Here is a 20,139-nt window from a genome sequence, read left to right as displayed (position 1 = left end):
TCACATAGAGCAGGCGTTGCGCAGACATGGTTCAAGCCTCGGAAGGAGTTTGCTTGTAGTTGTAACCGATCGGGTGAGGCAGGTTGCGAGCCTTGGCCAGTTCGATCTGCTTTTGCCGGTCGATGGCACTGCGACGGGTCTTCTCGCTCAGCTTATCCCAGCAATGCGGGCAACTGATGCCGGCCACGTAGTGCTCGGATGTGCGGTCGGAGGCGCTGATCGGTGTACGACAGGCATGACATTGATCGTAGTCGCCTTCGCTGAGGTCGTGGCGCACGGTCACGCGGTTGTCGAACACGAAGCAGTCGCCCTGCCATTTGGTTTCTTCCTGCGGCACCTCTTCGAGGTACTTCAGAATGCCGCCCTTGAGGTGATAGACCTCGTCGAAGCCCTGGCTGAGCATGTAGCTCGACGCCTTTTCACAACGAATGCCGCCGGTGCAGAACATCGCGACTTTCTTGTGCACGGCCGGGTCGAAATTGGCTTTGATGTAATCGGGGAATTCGCGAAAACTGGTGGTCTTCGGGTCGATGGCGCCTTCGAAGGTGCCGATCGAGACTTCGTAGTCGTTGCGGGTGTCGATCAACAGCACTTCCGGGTCGCTGATCAGGGCGTTCCAGTTCTCTGGATCGACGTAGGTGCCGACCTTTTTGTTCGGGTCCACGCCTTCGACGCCGAGGGTGACGATTTCTTTCTTGAGTTTGACTTTGGTGCGATAGAACGGCTGGTCGTCGCAGTACGACTCTTTGTGGTCGATGTCGTCCATGCGCGGGTCGTTCTTGAGCCAGGCCATCAGCCCGTCAATGCCTTCGCGGCTGCCCGACACGGTGCCGTTGATGCCTTCTTCGGCGATCAGCAGCGTGCCTTTGATGCCGTTGTCGACCATCGCTTGCAGCAGCGGCTCGCGCAGGGCGACGTAATCTTCCAGGGTGACGAACTTATACAGTGCCGCCACGACAATCTGTTGTGTCATGGGTAATTCTCCAGGTGGCTACCCTCGTAAGGGGTGAACCGGATGCGAAAAAAAACGCGCCGGGGAGCGGCGCGTTGTGCAGTCTAACAAAAATAACCCCTCCTGTAGGAGCGCGGCTTGCCGGCGATGGCGTATTCAAGATCGCCATCGCCGGCAAGCCGTGCTCCTACAGGTGGCAGATCTTAATGTTTGCTGCCACCGGCACAGGTCGGCGAGGCCGGAGCCGCGTCGATCTGTGCCCATTCCTCTGGCGTGTAGGTATGCAGCGCCAACGCATGGAACTCGCCCATCAGCTCGCCGAGCGTGCCGTAGACTTTCTGGTGACGCTTGACGCGGTTGAGCCCTTCGAACTGCTGGCTGACCACCACGGCCTTGAAGTGGGTCTGCAACCCACGGCTGTGCATGTGGCTTTCATCCAGCACTTGCAGATGCTGCGGCTGCAACAGGCCCAGCGTCGATTCGATGCGTTGTTGCATGGTCATACCGAACTCCGCTTAAGGCTTTTTCTTGGCAGGAGCGGCGGCGCCTTTAGGCTCCAGCTCGGCGGTCATGTCAGCCAGCAGTTTGTTGACCACAGGCACGGCGCTTTCCAGCTTGGCTTGAGTCATCTGGGCCGATTGCTGAGTCAGCTGCGGCATTTTTTCCAGGACTTTCTTGCCCAGCGGCGACTGGTAGAACGCGACCAGGTCTTTCAGCTCGGATTCGCTGAAGTTGGTGGTGTAGAGCTTGACCATGTCCGGCTTCAGCTTGTTCCAGCCAATAGCTTGGTCCAGCGCGGCGTTGGCTTTGGCCTGGTAGGTTTCCAGCAAGGCCTTCTTCGATTCAGGGGCTTTGGTCTGTTCAAAACGCTGAGCGAACATTTGCTGCACTTGCATGTACACCGGAGTGCCCAATTTGTCAGCGTGCGCCAGGGTCAGGAAAGCTTCGGCACTGGCGTTGTGGCTGGCGGTATCGGCAAAAACAGGGCCGCTGGCGCAAACCAGTGCAACCGCGGTACAGATGGCACGAAGACGAGTCATCGAGTTTCCTTTTCTAGCAGGCGAGGTCATTACCCCAAGGGCGACCATTCTGCACCTAAAAAAGTGTGTCACTCAACCCCAAGCCTTGTCGGGCCTGATTTAGAGGGGTTGAACGGTCAAAAAACAGACTGATGGAACCACGGCCGGCGATCACGGCCTAAACTGCGCTATCAGACCTACAGGAGTGTGCATGATGAGCCGTATCGAAACCGACAGCCTTGGCCAGGTGGAAGTCCCGGATGAAGCCTACTGGGGCGCTCAGACGCAACGCTCGCTGATTAACTTCGCCATCGGCAACGAAAAAATGCCGCTGGCGGTGCTGCATGCCCTGGCGCTGATCAAGAAAGCCGCGGCGCGGGTCAATGACCGCAACGGTGACCTGCCCGCCGACATCGCCCGGCTGATCGAACAGGCCGCCGACGAAGTGCTCGACGGCAGCCATGACGAACAGTTCCCGCTGGTGGTCTGGCAGACCGGCAGCGGCACCCAGAGCAACATGAACGTCAACGAAGTGATCGCCGGTCGCGCCAACGAACTGGCCGGCAATGCTCGTGGCGGCAAGTCGCCGGTTCACCCTAACGATCACGTCAATCGCTCCCAGAGTTCCAACGACTGTTTCCCGACCGCCATGCACATCGCGGCAGCCCAGGCAGTGCAACAGCAATTGTTGCCGGCGATCAGCGAACTGTCGGGCGGATTGGCCGAGCTGTCCGCGCGACACATGAAACTGGTCAAGACCGGCCGCACCCACATGATGGACGCGACACCGATCACCTTCGGCCAGGAACTGTCGGCGTTCATCGCGCAACTGGATTACGCCGAGCGGGCGATCCGCAGCGCGCTGCCGGCCGTCTGTGAACTGGCCCAGGGCGGCACCGCGGTCGGCACCGGGTTGAACTCGCCCCACGGTTTTGGCGAAGCCATCGCTGCCGAGCTGGCCGCCCTCTCCGGCCTGCCGTTCGTCACCGCACCCAATAAATTCGCCGCCCTGGCTGGCCACGAGCCGCTGACCACGCTGTCCGGCGCGTTGAAAACCCTCGCCGTGACCCTGATGAAAATCGCCAACGACCTGCGCCTGCTGGGCTCCGGGCCGCGAGCAGGCTTCGCCGAAGTCAAACTGCCGGCCAACGAACCGGGCAGCTCGATCATGCCGGGCAAGGTCAATCCCACTCAGTGCGAAGCCCTGTCGATGCTGGCGTGTCAGGTATTGGGCAACGACGTCGCCATTGGTTTTGCCGCAAGTCAGGGGCACCTGCAACTGAACGTGTTCAAACCGGTGATCATCCACAACCTGCTTCAATCGATCCGCTTGCTCGGAGATGGCTGCAGCAACTTCCAGCAGCATTGCATCGCCGGCCTGGAACCGGATGCAGAGAAAATGGCTGAACATCTGGAGCGTGGGTTGATGTTGGTGACAGCGCTGAATCCGCACATTGGTTATGACAAATCGGCGGAAATCGCCAAGAAGGCTTACGCAGAAGGGCTGACCCTGCGTGAGGCGGCGTTGCAATTGGGGTATCTGACGGATGAAGAGTTTGATGCGTGGGTAAGGCCGGAGAATATGCTGGAGGCTGGCGCCAAGGGTTAAGCTTTGTAGCGACCATCAGATCGCTTCGCGAGCAGGCTCGCTCCCACATTGGATCGCATTTTCCTGTGGGAGCGTGGCTTGCCCGCGAAGAACGATAACGCGGTCTAACTGGCCGCCACCCGAACCCGCCGAGCCCTGAGCCCCGCAATCAACGACGGCCCCAACGCCACCAGCGCCGATCCCAGCACCACCAGCACCGCCCCGCCATAACCCAGACCATTGATCGTCTCGGCATGCACATAGTCCGGCCACATCCACGCGGCCACAGCCACCGCAGCAAACGTCACCAACGGCGTAATCGCCAGCGTCGCACTGACCCGCGATGCCTCCCAGTGCGCCAGGGCCTCGGCAAACGCGCCATAGGCGATCAGGGTGTTCATGCAGCACGCCAGCAGTAGCCAGCCTTGCAGCGGGCTCAGTTGCAGCGCTTCCAGCGGATGCACCCACGGCGTCAGCAACAGCGCGCAGAACAGGTAGATCACCATCATCACCTGCAGCGAATTCCACACCGTGAGCAATTGCTTCTGGCCCAAGGCGTAGAACGTCCAGACCGTGGACGCCAACAGCACCAACAGCACGCCGGCGGTGTAATCGGTCAGCGAGGTCAGCAGCTCGGCCAGCCGCTGATTGAAAAACAGGGCAAAGCCGATCAACAGCACCAGCAGGCCAATCCCCTGCCCCACGCTGAATCGTTCCTTGAACACAAACAGACTGGCGATCAACAACATGATCGGGCCCATCTGCACCACCAGTTGCGCGGTGCCGGGGCTCAGCAGGTTCAGGCCCATCAGGTACAGCACGTAGTTGCCCACCAGGCCGAGCACCGCCATCACCACTAACCAGCCACCACGCGGCCCGAGTACCTTGCGGCTCGGCAGGCGTTTGGTCGCCGCCAGATAAATGAACAGGCAGCCGCCCGACACGATCAGGCGAAACCAGGTCACCGTCACCGGGTCCATCACCAGCAGCACTTGCTTGAGTTTGATTGGCAGGATTCCCCACAGCAACGCGGTCACCAAGGCCAGGAACAGACCGTAAACCCAGCGACCCGATGAAATGTGCATTGCGAACCCCAAAGCCAAGTAGCAAGAACGGTCATTCTAGGCTTAGAGCGGTTCGGCACACAGGGACAGTTGGGCGTTGGCCGCGAATGAAACTGTGCAGGTCGCACCATTAAATTGGCGCTATGCCGTCGATCGGTTGGCCAGGCGTTGCAAGTGGTTCATGCATAAGCTCATGGGATTCGCCAACAGGTACATTCCTCAGGAGATCGCCATGTACGGCAAGCGCGCCCAGGACAATGCCCCCGCCACTCACTTTCGCTGTGACCGGATGTGTCGTGTGAATGGGGAGTTGTATTTCAGCACCCGGGAAAACACCCTTGAGGGGCCGTTTGAAAATCCGGAGAAGTTGGCGCGGGAGGTACAGGCTTACATTGAGCGGATGCTGGTTTTGCGGATGAGCTTATAGACCGCGGCGCGGCCTTCGCGAGCAAGCCCGCTCCCACATTGGATCTATGCCGCACACTAGATCCCTGTGGGAGCGGGCTTGCTCGCGAAGGCGATTAACCAGGCAACAAAAATCTTCCGGATTTAACGCACAGCTTCAAACAACCCGGTCGCCCCCATCCCGCCACCCACACACATGGTGACGATGCCGTAACGCACGTTGCGGCGCTGCAATTCACGCACCAGATGCCCGACCTGACGCGAGCCGGTCATGCCGAACGGATGGCCGATGGAAATCGAGCCGCCATTGACGTTGTACTTGTCGTTATCGATCTCCAGCCGAATGCGGCTGTACAGGCATTGGGACGCAAACGCTTCGTTGAGTTCCCACAGATCAATGTCGGAAATCCGCAATCCCTTGGCCTTGAGCAACTTCGGCACCGAAAACACCGGGCCGATGCCCATTTCATCCGGCTCGCACCCCGCCACGGTGAAACCACGGAAGAACGCCTTGGGTTTCAACCCCAGTTGCAGTGCTTTTTCCAGGCTCATCACCAGTGTCATCGACGCGCCATCGGACAACTGCGAAGAATTGCCCGCTGTCACCGAACCGTCTTCGGCAAACACCGGTTTCAATCCCGCCAGGCTTTCCAGGGTGGTGCCCGGGCGATTGCAGTCATCGTGATCGACGATGCCGTCAAGGATCTGCACCTGACCGGTGGCCTTGTCTTCAACCCGATACTTCACCGCCATCGGCACGATTTCGTCGTCGAACAATCTATCGGCCTGTGCCTGGGCAGTACGTTGCTGACTTTGCAGCGCGTACAGATCCTGTTCTTCACGAGTGACGTCGTAACGACGAGCGACGATTTCAGCCGTCTCGCCCATCGGGAAATAGATACCGGGCACCCGCTCTTTCAGCAGCGGATTGATCAGGTTGTCGGTGTTGATGCTTTTCATGGTCAGGCTGATGGACTCGACGCCACCGGCAACGATGATGTCGCTGCAACCCGAAGCAATCTGGTTGGCCGCGATGGCGATCGCCTGCAAGCCCGAGGAGCAAAAACGGTTGAGGGTCATCCCGGCAGTGCCGGTGCCCAGGCGCGACAGCACCGCGATGTTGCGACCGATGTTGAAGCCCTGGCCACCTTCGTTGGAACCGGCGCCGACGATACAGTCCTCGACGCTGGCCGGATCGATGCCCGAGCGTGCCAGCAGCGCATTGACGCAATGGGCCGCCATGTCGTCCGGGCGGGTCAGGTTGAACTTGCCGCGAAAGGACTTGGCCAGGCCGGTCCGCACGCTGTCGACGATCACCACTTCACGCATGGCATACCTCATTGTTGTTGTCGGTTGGGAGTGGACCGAGCATAAGTCCACTGCATTACCGACCGCGACAATCATTCACCCCGCGTATGCGTAACCATCGCTCACTTCTTGTGCTGCTTCACTTTCCTGTCGTGCTTATCGGACTTTTCGAACGCCTCTTCCAGCGCCAGATTGATGGTGCGCAGGACTTTGACCCGCGCCCAGCGCTTGTCATTGGCTTCCACCAGCGTCCAGGGCGAGATCTCGGTGCTGGTGCGATCGACCATGTCACCGACCGCCGCGCGGTAGTCGTCCCATTTATCACGATTGCGCCAGTCATCTTCGGTGATCTTGAAACGCTTGAAGGGAATTTCTTCCCGCGCCTGGAAGCGCTCCAGTTGTGTCTGCTTGTCGATGGCCAGCCAGAACTTGACCACGATCACCCCGGCCTCGGCGATCAGCTCTTCAAAATCATTGATTTCACTGTAGGCCCGCAACCAGTCAGTCGGCGGGCAGAAGCCTTCGACGCGTTCCACCAGCACCCGCCCGTACCACGAACGATCGAACATCGTGAACTTGCCCTTGGCCGGAATGTGTCGCCAGAACCGCCACAGATAAGGCTGCGCACGTTCTTCTTCGGTGGGTGCGGCGATCGGCACGATGCTGTACTGGCGTGGATCGAGGGCTGCCGCGACCCGGCGGATCGCCCCGCCCTTGCCTGCCGCATCATTGCCCTCGAACACCGCCACCAAGGCGTGTCGACGCATGCGTTTGTCGCGCATCAGACCGGAGAATCGTGCCTGTTCGGTAATCAATTGTTCTTCGTAATCGTCCTTGTCCAGGTGCTGGGTCAAATCCAGGCTGTCGAGCAGGTTCAGTTGATCGACATGGATGGGCAACGGCGCGGCATTGACCTTGTCGGGATGGACCTCGGCACGCTTCAGAGCATTTTGCAGGCCTTCGAGCAGGATCTTGCCCACTGCCAGGCTGCGGTAATGAGGGTCCACCCCTTCGATCACATGCCAAGGCGCATAGTCGCGGCTGGTACGGCGCAACACGCGCTCGCCGTATTTCACGAATTTGTCGTAGGTTTGCGATTGTTGCCAGTCCAGCGGACTGATGCGCCAACTGTGCAGCGGGTCATCCGCCAGGGCCTTGAGCCGCGCCTTCATTTGCTTCTTGGAGAGGTGGAACCAGAACTTGAAGATCAACGCGCCTTCGTCGCAGAGCATTTTTTCAAAGCGTTCGGATTGGTTGATGACCTGATCCAGCACCGGGTCCTTGAACAAGCCATGAACCCGGCCTTGCAGCATCTGGCTGTACCAGTTGCCGAAGAAAATCCCCATGCGGCCCTTGGCCGGAAGCATCCGCCAGTAGCGCCAGGCCGGTGGCCGCGCCAGCTCTTCGTCGGTCTGCTGATCGAACGTGCGGACCTCGATCAGGCGTGGGTCCATCCATTCGTTGAGCAACTTGACCGTCTCGCCCTTGCCGGCGCCTTCGATGCCATTGATCAGAATGATCACCGGAAAGCGGCGCTGCTGGTGCAGTTCGAACTGCGCTTCGAGCAAGGCTTCACGCAGGGCCGGCTCTTCGGCGTCGTAGGTTTCTTTGTCGATGGCGTGACCGATTTCGGCGGATTCGAACATGGGACAGCTCCTTCCAGGATTGAGCAAGACTAGCGGATTGACCTCTCCTGCGTGGGAGAAATCCCATTTTTGAGGCTGATATGAAACCTGTGGCGAGGGAGCTTGCTCCCGCTGGACGGCGAAGCCGTCCCGGTATCGGCAAACTTGCACACGGGAGGTACACAGATAACCCGTTTGCGGCTGCTTCGCACCCGAGCGGGACGGTGCGGCGATCCGACAAGCTCCCTCTCCACAAAAGCAGCGATTGTCCCTGACACTTCCAACGTGGCACTTGCCATGGATCAAGCACCGCCCCGGCGATCGGCTAGAATGGCCGCCTTGCCGTTGCCGAGCCTGCCATGAAACCTGTATTGCCCCACGCCCAGCTCGACTGGGACGACCAAGGGCTCCCGCGTTCGCGGGTGTTCGATGATGTGTATTTCTCCGACCTGTCGGGGCTGGACGAAACCCGCTACGTATTCCTCGAACAGAACGCTTTGCGTGAACGCTTTGCCGCGTTGCCTGCGGGCGGCCGGCTGGTGATTGGCGAGACCGGTTTCGGCACCGGGCTGAATTTCCTTTGCGCCTGGCAGCTGTTCGAACAGCACGCGGTGGCCGGGGCGCGGCTGCATTTTGTCAGTGTCGAAAAGTACCCGCTGAGCCTGCCCGATCTGCAGCGTGCCTTGGCCTTGTGGCCGGAGCTCAAACCGTTTGCCGATCAACTGCTGACGCAATACGTCGCGATCCACCCAGGCTTCCAGCGCCTGGTGCTGGACAACGGCCGCGTGACCCTGACCCTGCTGGTCGGCGATGCGCTGGAACAATTGCCACAACTCGACGCGCAGATCGACGCCTGGTTTCTCGACGGTTTTGCCCCGGCGAAAAATCCTGACATGTGGACCGCCGAGCTGTTCGCCGAACTGGCACGTCTGGCGGCCCCCGGCTCGACCATCAGCACCTTCACCAGCACCGGTTGGGTGCGCCGTCTGCTGAATGCGGCGGGCTTCAAGATGAAGCGCACGCCCGGCATCGGCCACAAATGGGAAATCCTGCGGGGCGTGTTTCTCGGCTGGCCTGAAGAAGTCCCGGCGCCCGCCGCGGCCAAACCGTGGTTCACGCGCCCGACGCCACTGACCGGCGAACGTCGGGCACTGGTGATCGGCGCCGGCCTGGCCGGTTGCGCCACGGCCGCCAGTCTGGCGGCGCGGGGTTGGCACGTCAGTCTGCTGGAGCGCCACAATGCACTGGCGCAGGAAGCCTCGGGCAATCCACAGGGCGTGCTGTACCTCAAGCTTTCGGCCCATGGCACTGCGTTGTCGCAGTTGATTGTCAGTGGTTTCGGTCATACCCGTCGCTTGCTTGAACATCTGCAACGGGGCGTCGACTGGGACGATTGCGGAGTCTTGCAACTGGCCTTCAACGCCAAGGAAGCCGAGCGTCAAGCGCAATTGGCCGCCGCCTTTTCGCCAGACCTGGTGCACCTGCTCGATCAACCGCAAGCCCAGGTTCAGGCCGGGATCGCCCTGGAGCACGGCGGATTATTCTTCCCGGAAGGTGGTTGGGTTCATCCGCCGGCGCTGTGCCATTGGCAGGCGTCTTCGGCGAACATCCAGTGGCTGCCCCATCGCGATGTCCTGGAACTGCGCAAGGTTGATGATCAGTGGCAGGCCTGGGACGGTGATGATTTGCTGGCCAGTGCCCCCGTGGTGATCCTGGCCGGCGCCGCCGAGATCAAGCGTTTCCCTCAAAGCGCCGAGCTGCCCCTCAAACGCATTCGTGGCCAGATCACCCGACTGGCGCAAACCCCTGAAAGCCAGAGCCTGGCCACCGTCGTCTGCGCCGAAGGCTATGTGGCGCCGGCTCGACTGGGCGAACACACCCTCGGCGCCAGCTTCGACTTCAAGAGCGATGACCTGACCCCGACCCTCGCCGAACACCTCGGCAACCTGGCCTTGCTCGAGGAAATCTCCCCCGACCTGGCCACGCGACTGCATGCACAGGCACTGGACCCGCAACAGCTTGAAGGACGCGCCGCGTTCCGCTGCACCAGCCCAGACTACCTGCCGATCGTTGGCCCGTTGGCCGAATCCGCGGCCTTCGCCGATGCCTATGCCGTACTGAGCAAGGACGCCCGGCAAATCCCGAACATTCCCTGCCCCTGGCTTGAGGGTTTTTACGTCAACAGCGGTCATGGTTCTCGCGGCTTGATCACCGCGCCACTGTCGGGTGAATTGCTCGCGGCATGGCTCGAAAACGAACCGCTGCCCTTGCCCAGAACGGTCGCCGAGGCCTGCCATCCCAACCGTTTCGCCGTGCGCCAATTGGTCCGCGGAAAAGTCTGACGGCGCGCCTTATAACTTATCGGTCTAAAACTCCGGGGATTCAGCCGGGTCAGTTTCTGAGTATCCGCCGTTTTTGGCGCGGTACCGATTGACCCTCCCCAACGGAAAAACCGGTAAGGAATTTATGTGCGGATTAGCTGGCGAGTTACGTTTTGATCATCAACCTGCAGACCTTGCAGCCATTGAACGAATCACCCATCACCTGGCCCCTCGCGGCCCTGACGCATGGGGCTTTCATGCCCAAGGGCCGATTGCCCTGGGCCACCGTCGCCTGAAAATCATGGACCTGTCGGACGGCTCGGCGCAGCCGATGATCGACAACCAACTAGGCTTGTCCCTGGCCTTCAACGGCGCGATCTACAACTTCCCGGAACTGCGCACCGAGCTTGAAAGCCTCGGTTATGCCTTCTATTCCGGTGGCGACACCGAAGTGCTGCTCAAGGGCTATCACGCCTGGGGCGAAGCCTTGCTGCCCAAGCTCAACGGCATGTTCGCCTTCGCCATCTGGGAGCGCGATGCCCAACGCCTGTTCATCGCCCGTGACCGTCTCGGCGTGAAGCCGCTGTACCTGTCGCGCACCGGCCAGCGCCTGCGCTTTGCCTCGGCACTGCCGGCGCTGCTCAAGGGCGGCGACATCAACCCGATCCTCGATCCGGTGGCGCTGAATCATTATCTGAATTTCCACGCCGTGGTTCCGGCCCCACGCACCTTGCTGGCCGGCATCGAGAAACTGCCACCGGCGACTTGGATGCGCATCGAAGCGGACGGCACCACCGAGCAGAAAACCTGGTGGACCCTGCCTTACGGCCCACACGCCGACGAGATGAATCTGACACTCGAAGACTGGCGTGACCGTGTACTCGACAGCACCCGTGACGCGGTGGCAATCCGTCAACGTGCAGCAGTCGACGTCGGTGTGCTGCTGTCGGGCGGTGTCGATTCGAGCCTGCTGGTCGGTCTGTTGCGTGAAGTCGGTGTTGAAAACCTGTCGACCTTCTCCATCGGTTTCCAGGATGCCGGCGGCGAGCGCGGCGACGAGTTCCAGTATTCGGACCTGATCGCCAAGCACTACGGCACGCAGCATCACCAATTGCGCATCGACGAAAAAGAGATCATCGAGCAATTGCCCGCAGCGTTCCGCGCCATGAGCGAACCGATGGTCAGTCATGACTGCATCGCCTTCTATCTGCTGTCCCGCGAAGTGGCCAAGCATTGCAAAGTGGTGCAGAGCGGCCAAGGCGCGGACGAGTTGTTCGCCGGTTATCACTGGTACCCACAAGTCGACGGTGCCGAAGATCCGTACGCCGCCTATCGCGATGCGTTTTTCGACCGTAGCTACGACGACTACGCCGCCACCGTGCAGCCGAAATGGCTGACAGCGAATGACGCCGCGGGTGACTTCGTGAAGGAACATTTCGCCCAGCCCGGCGCCGATGCAGCGGTGGACAAAGCCTTGCGTCTGGACAGCACGATCATGCTGGTGGACGACCCGGTCAAACGCGTCGACAACATGACCATGGCCTGGGGCCTGGAAGCGCGCACACCGTTTCTCGACTATCGCCTGGTGGAATTGTCGGCCCGCGTACCGGGCAAATTCAAACTGCCGGATGGCGGCAAGCAAGTCTTGAAAGAAGCGGCGCGGCTGGTGATTCCGAGTGAAGTGATCGATCGCAAGAAAGGTTACTTCCCGGTGCCGGGCCTGAAGCATTTGCAGGGCGATACGCTGAACTGGGTGCGCGAACTGCTGCTCGATCCGAGTCAGGATCGCGGCTTGTTCAAACCGGAGATGCTCGACCGCCTGCTGACCGATCCACAAGGTCAATTGACCCCGTTGCGCGGTTCCAAGCTGTGGCAATTGGCGGCCCTGAACCTGTGGCTCAGCGAACAAGGAATCTGATCGATGAAACCCCATGCCACGGCCTACAGCCAACGCTTGTTGCGCGGTCAGGCGCCCTCTTACGAACGCTTGCAGGCCCGCTTGGCCGAAGACGGCAGTGAATTGGGCGCCGCACCGATCGCCGTGCATTGCGGTTGGGGCCGGTTGCTGATCGGCCATACCTTCCCGGATGCGGCGAGCCTGGCCCAAGAACTGCTCAACGAGCACACCGGTGAACGCGACATCGCCCTGTACGTGGCGGCGCCTCAGCAAGTGCTGGGGCTGGAGCCGGCCCAGTTGTTTCTTGACCCGTCCGATACCCTGCGCCTGTGGTTCAGCGATTACCGCCAGTCGACTCGGGTGTTTCGCGGCTTTCGCATCCGCAGGGCCCAGAGCGACGCGGACTGGCAGGCGATCAATCAGCTGTATCAGTTGCGCGGCATGCTGGCGATCGACGCGAGTCTGCTGACTCCACGTCATCAGGGTGGGCCCGTCTATTGGCTGGCCGAAGATGAGGACAGCGGCGCGATCATCGGCAGCGTCATGGGCCTCAATCACCACAAGGCGTTCAACGATCCGGAAAATGGCAGCAGCCTGTGGTGCCTGGCGGTCGATCCGCAATGTTCGCGTCCGGGTGTCGGTGAAGTGCTGGTGCGACATTTGATCGAGCACTTCATGAGCCGGGGGCTGAGTTACCTGGACCTGTCCGTGCTGCACGACAACCGGCAGGCGAAAAGTCTTTACGCCAAGCTGGGGTTTCGCAACCTGTCGACCTTCGCGATCAAGCGCAAGAACTGCATCAATCAGCCGTTGTTTCTGGGCCCGGGCCCCGAAGCCGAGTTCAATCCTTATGCACGGATCATCGTCGAGGAAGCGCACCGTCGTGGCATCGAAGTGCAAGTCGATGACGCCGACGCCGGTCTGTTCACCTTGATCCATGGCAGTCGCCGCGTACGTTGCCGTGAATCCCTCAGCGACCTGACAAGCGCCATCAGCATGACGTTGTGCCAGGACAAAAGCCTGACGCACAAAGTGCTCAAGGCCGCCGGTTTGAACCTGCCGTCGCAGCAACTGGCCGGCAATGCCGATGACAATCTGGCGTTTCTCGATGAGCACGAACGGGTGGTGGTCAAGCCGCTGGATGGCGAACAGGGCCAAGGCGTCGCGGTGGATTTACGGAGCATCGAAGAGGTCCAGCAAGCCATCGAGTCCGCTCGCCAGTTCGACAGTCGGGTGCTGCTGGAGAGCTTCCACGAAGGCCTCGATCTGCGAATTGTGGTAATCGGTTTTGAGGTGGTCGCCGCGGCGATTCGCCGTCCGGCAGAAGTGGTGGGCGATGGTCAGCATTCCATCGGTGCGCTGATCGAAGCGCAGAGCCGGCGTCGTCAGGCGGCTACCAGCGGTGAAAGCAAGATCCCGCTGGATCACGAGACCGAGCGCACATTGAATGCTGCGGGTTATGACTACAGCAGCATTCTGCCGGCGGGCGAGCATCTGTTCGTACGGCGTACGGCGAATCTTCATACCGGCGGGATTCTTGAGGATGTCACGGCGATCCTGCATCCGACGTTGGTGGATGCGGCGGTGCGAGCGGCGCGGGCGCTGGACATTCCGATGGTCGGGCTCGACCTGATGGTGCCTGCCGCCGATCAGCCGGAGTATGTGTTTATCGAAGCCAATGAGCGCGCAGGCCTGGCCAACCATGAACCACAGCCGACGGCCGAACGGTTTGTGGATTTGTTGTTTCCGCACAGTCAGCCGGCGGCCTCTTAGTGATGTAGTGCCTGGGCTGACGCCTTCGCGAGCAAGTCGGATCGCCGCACCGCCGCTCCCACAGGGGAATGCGGTCAAATGTGGGAGCGGCGGTGCGGCGATCCGACTTGCTCGCGAAGGGGCCAGTCCAGGCACCGCAGATTCTTTCCCTTCATCGAAACCATCGATGGCCTCAACTCATCAGGAGTTTCCATGACCAGCAACATTCCCGAACCAGATCTGAACTACCTGCAAAAAGTCCTGCTGGAAATGCTCGCCATTCCCAGCCCGACCGGGTTCACCGACACCATCGTGCGTTACGTCGCCGAACGGCTTGAAGAGCTGGGCATTCCCTTTGAGATGACCCGCCGCGGCACTATCCGCGCCACCCTCAAGGGCAAGAAGAACAGTCCCGACCGCGCGGTCTCCGCTCACCTCGACACCATCGGCGCAGCGGTTCGCGCGATCAAGGACAACGGTCGCCTGACCCTGGCGCCCGTCGGCTGCTGGTCCAGCCGTTTTGCCGAGGGCAGCCGGGTCAGCCTGTTTACCGACAACGGCGTGATTCGAGGCAGCGTGCTGCCGCTGATGGCTTCCGGGCATGCGTTCAATACCGCCGTGGATGAAATGCCGATCAGTTGGGATCACATCGAATTGCGCCTGGACGCCTATTGCGCCACGCGTGCCGATTGCGACTCGCTGGGGATCAGCGTCGGTGATTTTGTCGCCTTCGACCCTTTGCCGGAGTTCACCGAAAGCGGCCACATCAGCGCCCGACATCTCGATGACAAGGCCGGCGTTGCCGCATTGCTGGCGGCGCTCAAAGCGATTGTCGACAGCGGCCAGGAGCTGATGATCGACTGTCATCCGCTGTTCACCATTACCGAGGAAACCGGCAGCGGCGCGGCGGCGGCGTTACCGTGGGACGTCAGCGAATTCGTCGGCATCGACATTGCCCCGGTCGCGCCGGGTCAGCATTCCAGCGAACACGCGGTGAGCGTGGCCATGCAGGATTCCGGTGGACCTTACGACTATCACCTGTCGCGGCATCTGCTGCGCCTGGCCAGTGACAACGAATTACCGGTACGCCGCGACCTGTTCCGCTATTACTTCAGCGATGCCCATTCGGCGGTCACCGCCGGGCATGACATTCGCACCGCCCTGCTCGCCTTCGGCTGCGACGCCACCCATGGCTACGAACGCACCCACATCGACAGCCTCGCTGCGCTCAGTCGATTGCTCGGCGCCTACATTCTGAGTCCGCCGGTGTTTGCCAGCGATGCACAACCTGCCAAGGGGTCGCTGGACCGGTTCAGTCATCAGCTCGAACATGAGACGCAGATGGAAAGCGATACGCGGGTGCCGTCGGTGGATAGCCTGGTGGGGCAGCGGTCGGATACCTGACTCTGACTTTTTCGTCGCCTGAGAGATCGCCTTCGCGAGCAAGCCCGCTCCCACATTTGCCCGCATTCCCATGGAGGTACGCGGTTAACTGTGGGAGCGGGCTTGCTCGCGAAGGCGTCAGACCAGCCAACACAAAAACCCAGGCTAGCCGCAAATCCTCATTCGCCGTAGCATCGCGCCATTGTTTAGCCGAGGTGCCTATGCTGATCCCCCACGACCAACTTGAAGTCGACACCCTCACCCGCCTGATCGAGGATTTCGTGACCCGTGACGGTACGGACAACGGCGATGACACGCCGCTGGAAACCCGTGTGCTGCGTGTTCGCCAGGCATTGACCAAGGGCCAGGCGCTGATTGTCTTCGACCCGGAAAGCGAGCAATGCCAGTTGATGCTCAAACACGATGTGCCCAAGCACCTGTTCGACTGAGACCTCAGCGTCCTTTGTTTTTCGCCAGTTTGACCTGGATGCGGTCGTAGACTTCGGAGCGGTGCACGTTGACGTTTTGCGGCGCTTCGACACCGAAGCGCACACTGCCTCCGTTGACGGCAAGAATGCGCACGGAAATGTTGTCACCGATGGAAATCAACTCGCCCACAACGCGACTGAGTACAAGCATGGCATTCGTCCTTCAGGGTTATCGAACCCTGAAGATGCCCTGCACTGAGTAGGGCTTCAATGCGACAGCGGCAAATCAGTCCCGCCCTACAGGGCCGTCCGAACAGTTCCTATGGAAACGTCTGACAAACCCATTGAATGAAGGACCGATCCTTCAGGAAGCGGAGAAGCGCGGGCCGAAAAGGATGACGCTGGCCCCGATTACACACAGCGCCACGCCGAGCCAGTCCGAACCCAGCGGACGAATCCGCTCGACCACCGCCAGCCAGCCGATCGACGCGATGATGTAGATGCCACCGTATGCGGCATAGGCGCGACCGGCGTAGGTCGCTTCGATGCGGGTCAGCAGCAGCGCGAACAAGGTCAGACTGAGCAGAGCGGGCACGACCCACCAGGCGCTTTTACCCTGGCGCAGCCACATCCAGAAGGCAAAGCAGCCGGCGATTTCGAACAGCGCGGCGAGGAAAAACCACAGGTAATTGAGCATGCATACATCTCGCGAGGATGGCCGATGGCGGCCACCCTAACGACGGTGTTGCGTACGGGCAAGTTCAACCTGCGGTTTGTTTGGCCTTGGCGCGCATTTTGTCGGCCATGACGGTCATTTCGTCGTAGAGCAGCTGCGGGTTCTTCTGCTTGAGCGCCCAGGCCATGCGGCCCTGTTCGTGAGGCAGGATCAAGAATTCGCCGGCGGCGACGTGCTGATAGATGTAGTCGGCAATGTCGGCTGCGGTGATCGGCGAGCTTTCCAGCAACTTGCCGACCTGGGCTTTCATGGCCGGCGTCGGGCCACGGAACGAGTCCAGCAGGTTGGTCTGGAAGAACGACGGGCACACCACATGCACACCGATTTCCTGCTGCGCCAGCTCGACCAACAAGCTTTCGGACAACGCCACCACGCCAGCCTTGGCCACGTTGTAGTTGCTCATGGCCGGGCCTTGCATCAGGGCGGCCATCGATGCGATGTTGATGATCTTGCCTTTGCTTTTTTCCAGCAGCGGCAGGAAGGCTTTGCAGCCCTTGACCACGCCCATCAGGTTGATCGCGATCTGCCAGTCCCAGTCTTCCAGGGACAGTTCACTGAAGAACCCGCCCGAGGCAACGCCAGCGTTGTTGACGATGACATCGATGCCACCGAGTTTCTCTTCGCAAGCCTGAGCGAAAGCGGTCAGCTGGCTGTAATCGCGCACGTCGCAACGCTGGATAAAACCGTCGCCGCCAGCTTCGCGAACCCGTTTCAGGGTTTCCTGCAGACCGGGTTCGCTGACATCCGACAAGGCCAGCTGCCAGCCTTCACGCGCCCAGCGCAGCGCGATTTCGCGACCCAGGCCCGAGCCCGCGCCAGTGATCATCATGCGATTTTGCATAGCAAACAGCCTTGTTGTTCCGGGGAAGATGCATCGAGTGTAGCGAAGGACAATGCCCGACCCACGCTCCATCAGATTGCTGAATGGCTCGAGCAAACCATGGCAGCGCCTGAACCAACTAGACTCATTAAAAACGAAATAAGCCTTTCTTCGAAAAACATTAAAAAAACTTGGAATTTTCTTTCATTCGCCACAGTCGGATTTGTAAGCAGCCCGGTTTTATAACAGCCCGGCTGACAGCTAAACGCCAGGTAATTCCAGAACACTTCCAACAAGGAAATAGACATGGGCACAATTCTTATCATTATTCTGATCCTCCTGCTGGTAGGTGGTTTACCGGTCTTCCCGCACTCCAGAAGTTGGGGTTATGGCCCGTCGGGTATCATCGGCGTGGTGTTGGTGGTGCTGTTGATCCTGCTGTTGCTCGGCAAGATATAAAGGTTTAACAGGCAAAAAAAAGAGGCCCTTTTCAAGGGCCTCTTTTTAATTGCATCAAGACTTAGTCCGGCTTGCCATCAACCACACCGGCGGTGTTGTCGATCAGGCTCTTGGTCGCCGTTTGCAGGAACGCTTCGAGCTTGAGTTTCAGCTCAGCGGTACGCGGTGCATTTGGAACGATCTCGGCGTGAGGTGTCGCGCCCAGTTGGTACTGGTACATCTTCGGCGCCATTTCCTTTTCTTTCGGCAGCACCAGAATCTGATCAGCCGTGATGATGGCGGTGGTCTGCTCGCTACCCGACGGCTTGATCACGCCGAAACCAGTGTCGCCTTCAGGCAGGTTGAGCAAATCACGGCCCCAGCACTGATGACGCACTTCACCACCAATACGACCCATGATGGTCGGCACGATGTCGATCTGCGTGCCCACGGTATGGTCAAGCTGGCCGAATTTTTCCTGGATGCCCGGAGCGATCATCAGCATCGGCACGTTGAAGCGGCCCAGGTCCATTTCGGTGATCTGACGCTCGTTGCCAAAACCGTGGTCGCCGACGATCACAAACAGGGTTTCCTTGAAGTACGGCTCCTTGCGGGCCTTTTCAAAGAACTGGCCCAGCGCCCAGTCCGCATAACGCATGGCGGTCAAATGCTCGTTCAAGCTACCGCGATCGGTTACAGGTTCAACCGGCAATGGCGTCGGCAAGGCATATGGCGTGTGGTTGGACAGGGTTTGCAGCAACGCATAGAACGGCTTGCCGTTTTCCCGCGCCTTGAGCTCGACCAGACCACGGTCGAACATGTCCTGGTCGGACACGCCCCAGGTCGGATCGGAGAACACCGGGTTCACGAAGTCATTACGACCAATGAAGTTGGTCATGCCCTGGTTGCTGAAGAAACCCGACTGGTTATCCCAGGCGAAGTCGCCGTTGTAGACGTACACGTCGTCATATTTACGGGCACTGAGCAATTGCGGCAGGCCGGACAACTTGTGGCTGCCTTCCGGCGTCTGCATCAGGTATTCGAAACCTGGCAGGTTCGGGAAGCACGCCATGGTGGCAAACATACCCTGGTGGGTATGGGTGCCGTTGGAGAAGAAACGGTCAAACAGCAGGCCTTCCTTCGACAATTTGTCGAGGTACGGCGTGATGTTGCCCGGTGCACCCAAGGCGCCCACCGAGTGACCGGCCATGCTTTCCATCAGGATCACGACGACGTTCTTGATCGGCAGGGTCTTGTCGGCCGGCGGCGTGTAATCGCGACGCACGGCGGCGATCTCCGCATCCACCAGTTTGTCGTCCGGCATCACCAGCATGTCACGCACGATTTTCTGCGCTTCAGGCTGTGGCAACGTGGCCTTCCAGACGTTGTCGCGATCTTCGGAGATGCGGCTCTTAGCCGCGGCGACCAGCGACAAGGTGCCGTTGAGGCCCAATTGGTTGGCGAAGTTCGAGTTGGTGGTGTAAACGTCACCCCAACGCAGTGGCGGGCCCTGACGCAAGGTGCCACGAGCGGCCACCACGCAAACCATCAAGCAGACGACGAACACCGTGATGCGTGCATACCATGGGGCGATCTGGCGCGTGCCGATGCTGCCGCCGCTGAAGGGGCCACGTGGACGGGTGGCGCGGTCGGCGCCCTTGAACGCCAGGGTCAGGATCAACGTGCCCACGGCCCAGGCCAGCAGGTAGCGAACCACCGGAAAACCGTACCAGAGCATGCTCATCACGGTTTTCGGGTCTTCCTTTACATATTGGAAGACCAGGCCGTTGAGGCGCTGGTGGAACTCGCGGTAGAAGTCCATCTCCATCAGGCCGAGGAACAGGGCGATGCTCGAGGCAATGGTCAGCCAGAACCGGAAGAATCCGCGGGCGGCCATCGCCCGGGCGCTGAACAGCGCCAGCAGCAATGGAATGCTGAGGTAGACCACCAGGCGCAGGTCGAAACGCAGACCGTTGGCGAACGCTTCGAGAAAGGTCGAGGCCGGGGTGTCGAGGATCATCTCGCGGTTGTAAACCAGCAGCGCAACGCGCAGCAGGCTGAACATGACCATCATGACCAGGGCACACAGCAGCGTGTAGGCCAGATGCGATTTGACGGTCGGTTGCAGCAGGCGACTAGAAGCTCGCTGCTGATTCAGGGCGTCCGGGATTGCCATGTCGTTTTAGGACCCATTGGAAGTTGAAGTTTCAAAAATACGGCTGCGCCTTGCCCTCTGTTGGCCAGTACTCGGCCCCGGGGCTTGCACGGTGCGCAAATGTTGCACGATCAACCGTCGCATTGCCATTGATTACTGCCCGGATGTTGGCGCGGGCGAATTGTCTTGGAGGCTTTGTGAAAATTTCGTGCAACGCATATTCGGAAACAAAATAAAGCCTCTCTGAT

General features: G+C 60.1%; 19 protein-coding genes. 8 read left to right on the top strand and 11 right to left on the bottom strand.

Annotated features, from left to right (window positions below):
- Positions 1-31: 31 nt before the first annotated feature.
- The 3 genes from KW848_RS18835 to KW848_RS18825 all read right to left on the bottom strand — a co-directional run bounded on the left by KW848_RS18835 (position 32) and on the right by KW848_RS18825 (position 1,992).
- On the bottom strand, positions 32-973 hold the full coding sequence (locus tag KW848_RS18835) for a rhodanese-related sulfurtransferase (RefSeq protein WP_218537702.1): 942 nt from the start codon (positions 971-973) through the stop codon (positions 32-34).
- Positions 974-1,155: 182 nt separating this feature from the next.
- Positions 1,156-1,455 (bottom strand): BolA family transcriptional regulator, encoded by a 300-nt coding sequence (locus KW848_RS18830; RefSeq protein ID WP_008151216.1) that lies wholly within the window; start codon positions 1,453-1,455, stop codon positions 1,156-1,158.
- Between the two features lie 12 nt (positions 1,456-1,467).
- Positions 1,468-1,992 (bottom strand): DUF2059 domain-containing protein, encoded by a 525-nt coding sequence (locus KW848_RS18825; RefSeq protein WP_033055281.1) that lies wholly within the window; start codon positions 1,990-1,992, stop codon positions 1,468-1,470.
- Positions 1,993-2,185: 193 nt separating this feature from the next.
- Between KW848_RS18825 and KW848_RS18820 the strand changes: the two genes are divergently transcribed.
- Complete coding sequence (locus KW848_RS18820; RefSeq protein ID WP_218537701.1) at positions 2,186-3,580, top strand: class II fumarate hydratase; 1,395 nt, start codon at positions 2,186-2,188, stop codon at positions 3,578-3,580.
- A gap of 104 nt (positions 3,581-3,684) precedes the next feature.
- Here the strand turns inward: KW848_RS18820 and KW848_RS18815 are convergent, their stop codons facing one another.
- Positions 3,685-4,644: a DMT family transporter gene (locus tag KW848_RS18815; protein WP_218537700.1), complete on the bottom strand. Its 960-nt coding sequence runs from the start codon at positions 4,642-4,644 to the stop codon at positions 3,685-3,687.
- Positions 4,645-4,855: 211 nt separating this feature from the next.
- Between KW848_RS18815 and KW848_RS18810 the strand changes: the two genes are divergently transcribed.
- Positions 4,856-5,050 (top strand): DUF6316 family protein, encoded by a 195-nt coding sequence (locus KW848_RS18810; RefSeq protein WP_111452406.1) that lies wholly within the window; start codon positions 4,856-4,858, stop codon positions 5,048-5,050.
- Between the two features lie 122 nt (positions 5,051-5,172).
- On the opposite strand, the gene KW848_RS18805 is transcribed toward KW848_RS18810, so the two are convergent.
- Both KW848_RS18805 and pap read right to left on the bottom strand, forming a co-directional pair.
- Positions 5,173-6,357: a thiolase family protein gene (locus tag KW848_RS18805; RefSeq protein ID WP_218537699.1), complete on the bottom strand. Its 1,185-nt coding sequence runs from the start codon at positions 6,355-6,357 to the stop codon at positions 5,173-5,175.
- Between the two features lie 101 nt (positions 6,358-6,458).
- On the bottom strand, positions 6,459-7,982 hold the full coding sequence (gene pap / locus KW848_RS18800; protein WP_218537698.1) for a polyphosphate:AMP phosphotransferase: 1,524 nt from the start codon (positions 7,980-7,982) through the stop codon (positions 6,459-6,461).
- Positions 7,983-8,320: 338 nt separating this feature from the next.
- Here pap and mnmC point away from each other — a divergent pair, with 338 nt between their 5' ends.
- The 5 genes from mnmC to KW848_RS18775 all read left to right on the top strand — a co-directional run bounded on the left by mnmC (position 8,321) and on the right by KW848_RS18775 (position 15,763).
- A complete protein-coding gene (mnmC, locus tag KW848_RS18795; protein ID WP_218537697.1) occupies positions 8,321-10,303 on the top strand; it encodes a bifunctional tRNA (5-methylaminomethyl-2-thiouridine)(34)-methyltransferase MnmD/FAD-dependent 5-carboxymethylaminomethyl-2-thiouridine(34) oxidoreductase MnmC in 1,983 nt (660 codons plus the stop codon).
- A 124-nt stretch (positions 10,304-10,427) separates the two neighbouring features.
- A complete protein-coding gene (locus KW848_RS18790) occupies positions 10,428-12,200 on the top strand; it encodes an N-acetylglutaminylglutamine amidotransferase (RefSeq protein ID WP_218537696.1) in 1,773 nt (590 codons plus the stop codon).
- Between the two features lie 3 nt (positions 12,201-12,203).
- Entirely contained in the window at positions 12,204-13,952 is a 1,749-nt protein-coding gene (gene ngg, locus KW848_RS18785) for an N-acetylglutaminylglutamine synthetase (RefSeq protein WP_218537695.1), read from the top strand.
- 192 nt (positions 13,953-14,144) lie between these two features.
- Complete coding sequence (locus tag KW848_RS18780; RefSeq protein WP_218537694.1) at positions 14,145-15,335, top strand: osmoprotectant NAGGN system M42 family peptidase; 1,191 nt, start codon at positions 14,145-14,147, stop codon at positions 15,333-15,335.
- A gap of 200 nt (positions 15,336-15,535) precedes the next feature.
- Positions 15,536-15,763 (top strand): YheU family protein, encoded by a 228-nt coding sequence (locus KW848_RS18775; RefSeq protein ID WP_003199186.1) that lies wholly within the window; start codon positions 15,536-15,538, stop codon positions 15,761-15,763.
- A gap of 4 nt (positions 15,764-15,767) precedes the next feature.
- Here the strand turns inward: KW848_RS18775 and csrA are convergent, their stop codons facing one another.
- From csrA to KW848_RS18755, 4 genes are all read right to left on the bottom strand, one after another.
- Positions 15,768-15,953 carry a carbon storage regulator CsrA gene (gene csrA, locus KW848_RS18770; RefSeq protein WP_008151243.1) on the bottom strand — a complete coding sequence of 62 codons (186 nt, stop codon included), beginning with the start codon at positions 15,951-15,953 and terminating at the stop codon, positions 15,768-15,770.
- A gap of 153 nt (positions 15,954-16,106) precedes the next feature.
- Complete coding sequence (locus KW848_RS18765; protein ID WP_074878904.1) at positions 16,107-16,439, bottom strand: YnfA family protein; 333 nt, start codon at positions 16,437-16,439, stop codon at positions 16,107-16,109.
- A 64-nt stretch (positions 16,440-16,503) separates the two neighbouring features.
- Positions 16,504-17,319, bottom strand: a complete 816-nt coding sequence (locus KW848_RS18760) for an SDR family oxidoreductase (RefSeq protein ID WP_218537693.1) — start codon at positions 17,317-17,319, stop codon at positions 16,504-16,506.
- Positions 17,320-17,390: 71 nt separating this feature from the next.
- Complete coding sequence (locus KW848_RS18755; RefSeq protein WP_132834338.1) at positions 17,391-17,606, bottom strand: hypothetical protein; 216 nt, start codon at positions 17,604-17,606, stop codon at positions 17,391-17,393.
- Here KW848_RS18755 and KW848_RS18750 point away from each other — a divergent pair.
- Positions 17,599-17,757, top strand: coding sequence for a DUF3309 family protein (locus KW848_RS18750; protein ID WP_174602692.1), 159 nt, complete (start codon positions 17,599-17,601; stop codon positions 17,755-17,757). The two genes, KW848_RS18755 and KW848_RS18750, sit on opposite strands and share 8 nt — an antisense overlap.
- A gap of 61 nt (positions 17,758-17,818) precedes the next feature.
- Here the strand turns inward: KW848_RS18750 and KW848_RS18745 are convergent, their stop codons facing one another.
- A complete protein-coding gene (locus tag KW848_RS18745) occupies positions 17,819-19,912 on the bottom strand; it encodes an LTA synthase family protein (RefSeq protein ID WP_218537692.1) in 2,094 nt (697 codons plus the stop codon).
- Positions 19,913-20,139: the final 227 nt, after the last annotated feature.

Source organism: Pseudomonas sp. PDM25 (assembly GCF_019219045.1).
In the GTDB taxonomy this organism is placed as follows: domain Bacteria; phylum Pseudomonadota; class Gammaproteobacteria; order Pseudomonadales; family Pseudomonadaceae; genus Aquipseudomonas.
Note: the sequence above shows the minus strand (reverse complement) of the source record. Positions and strands in the feature narration are given on the sequence as shown.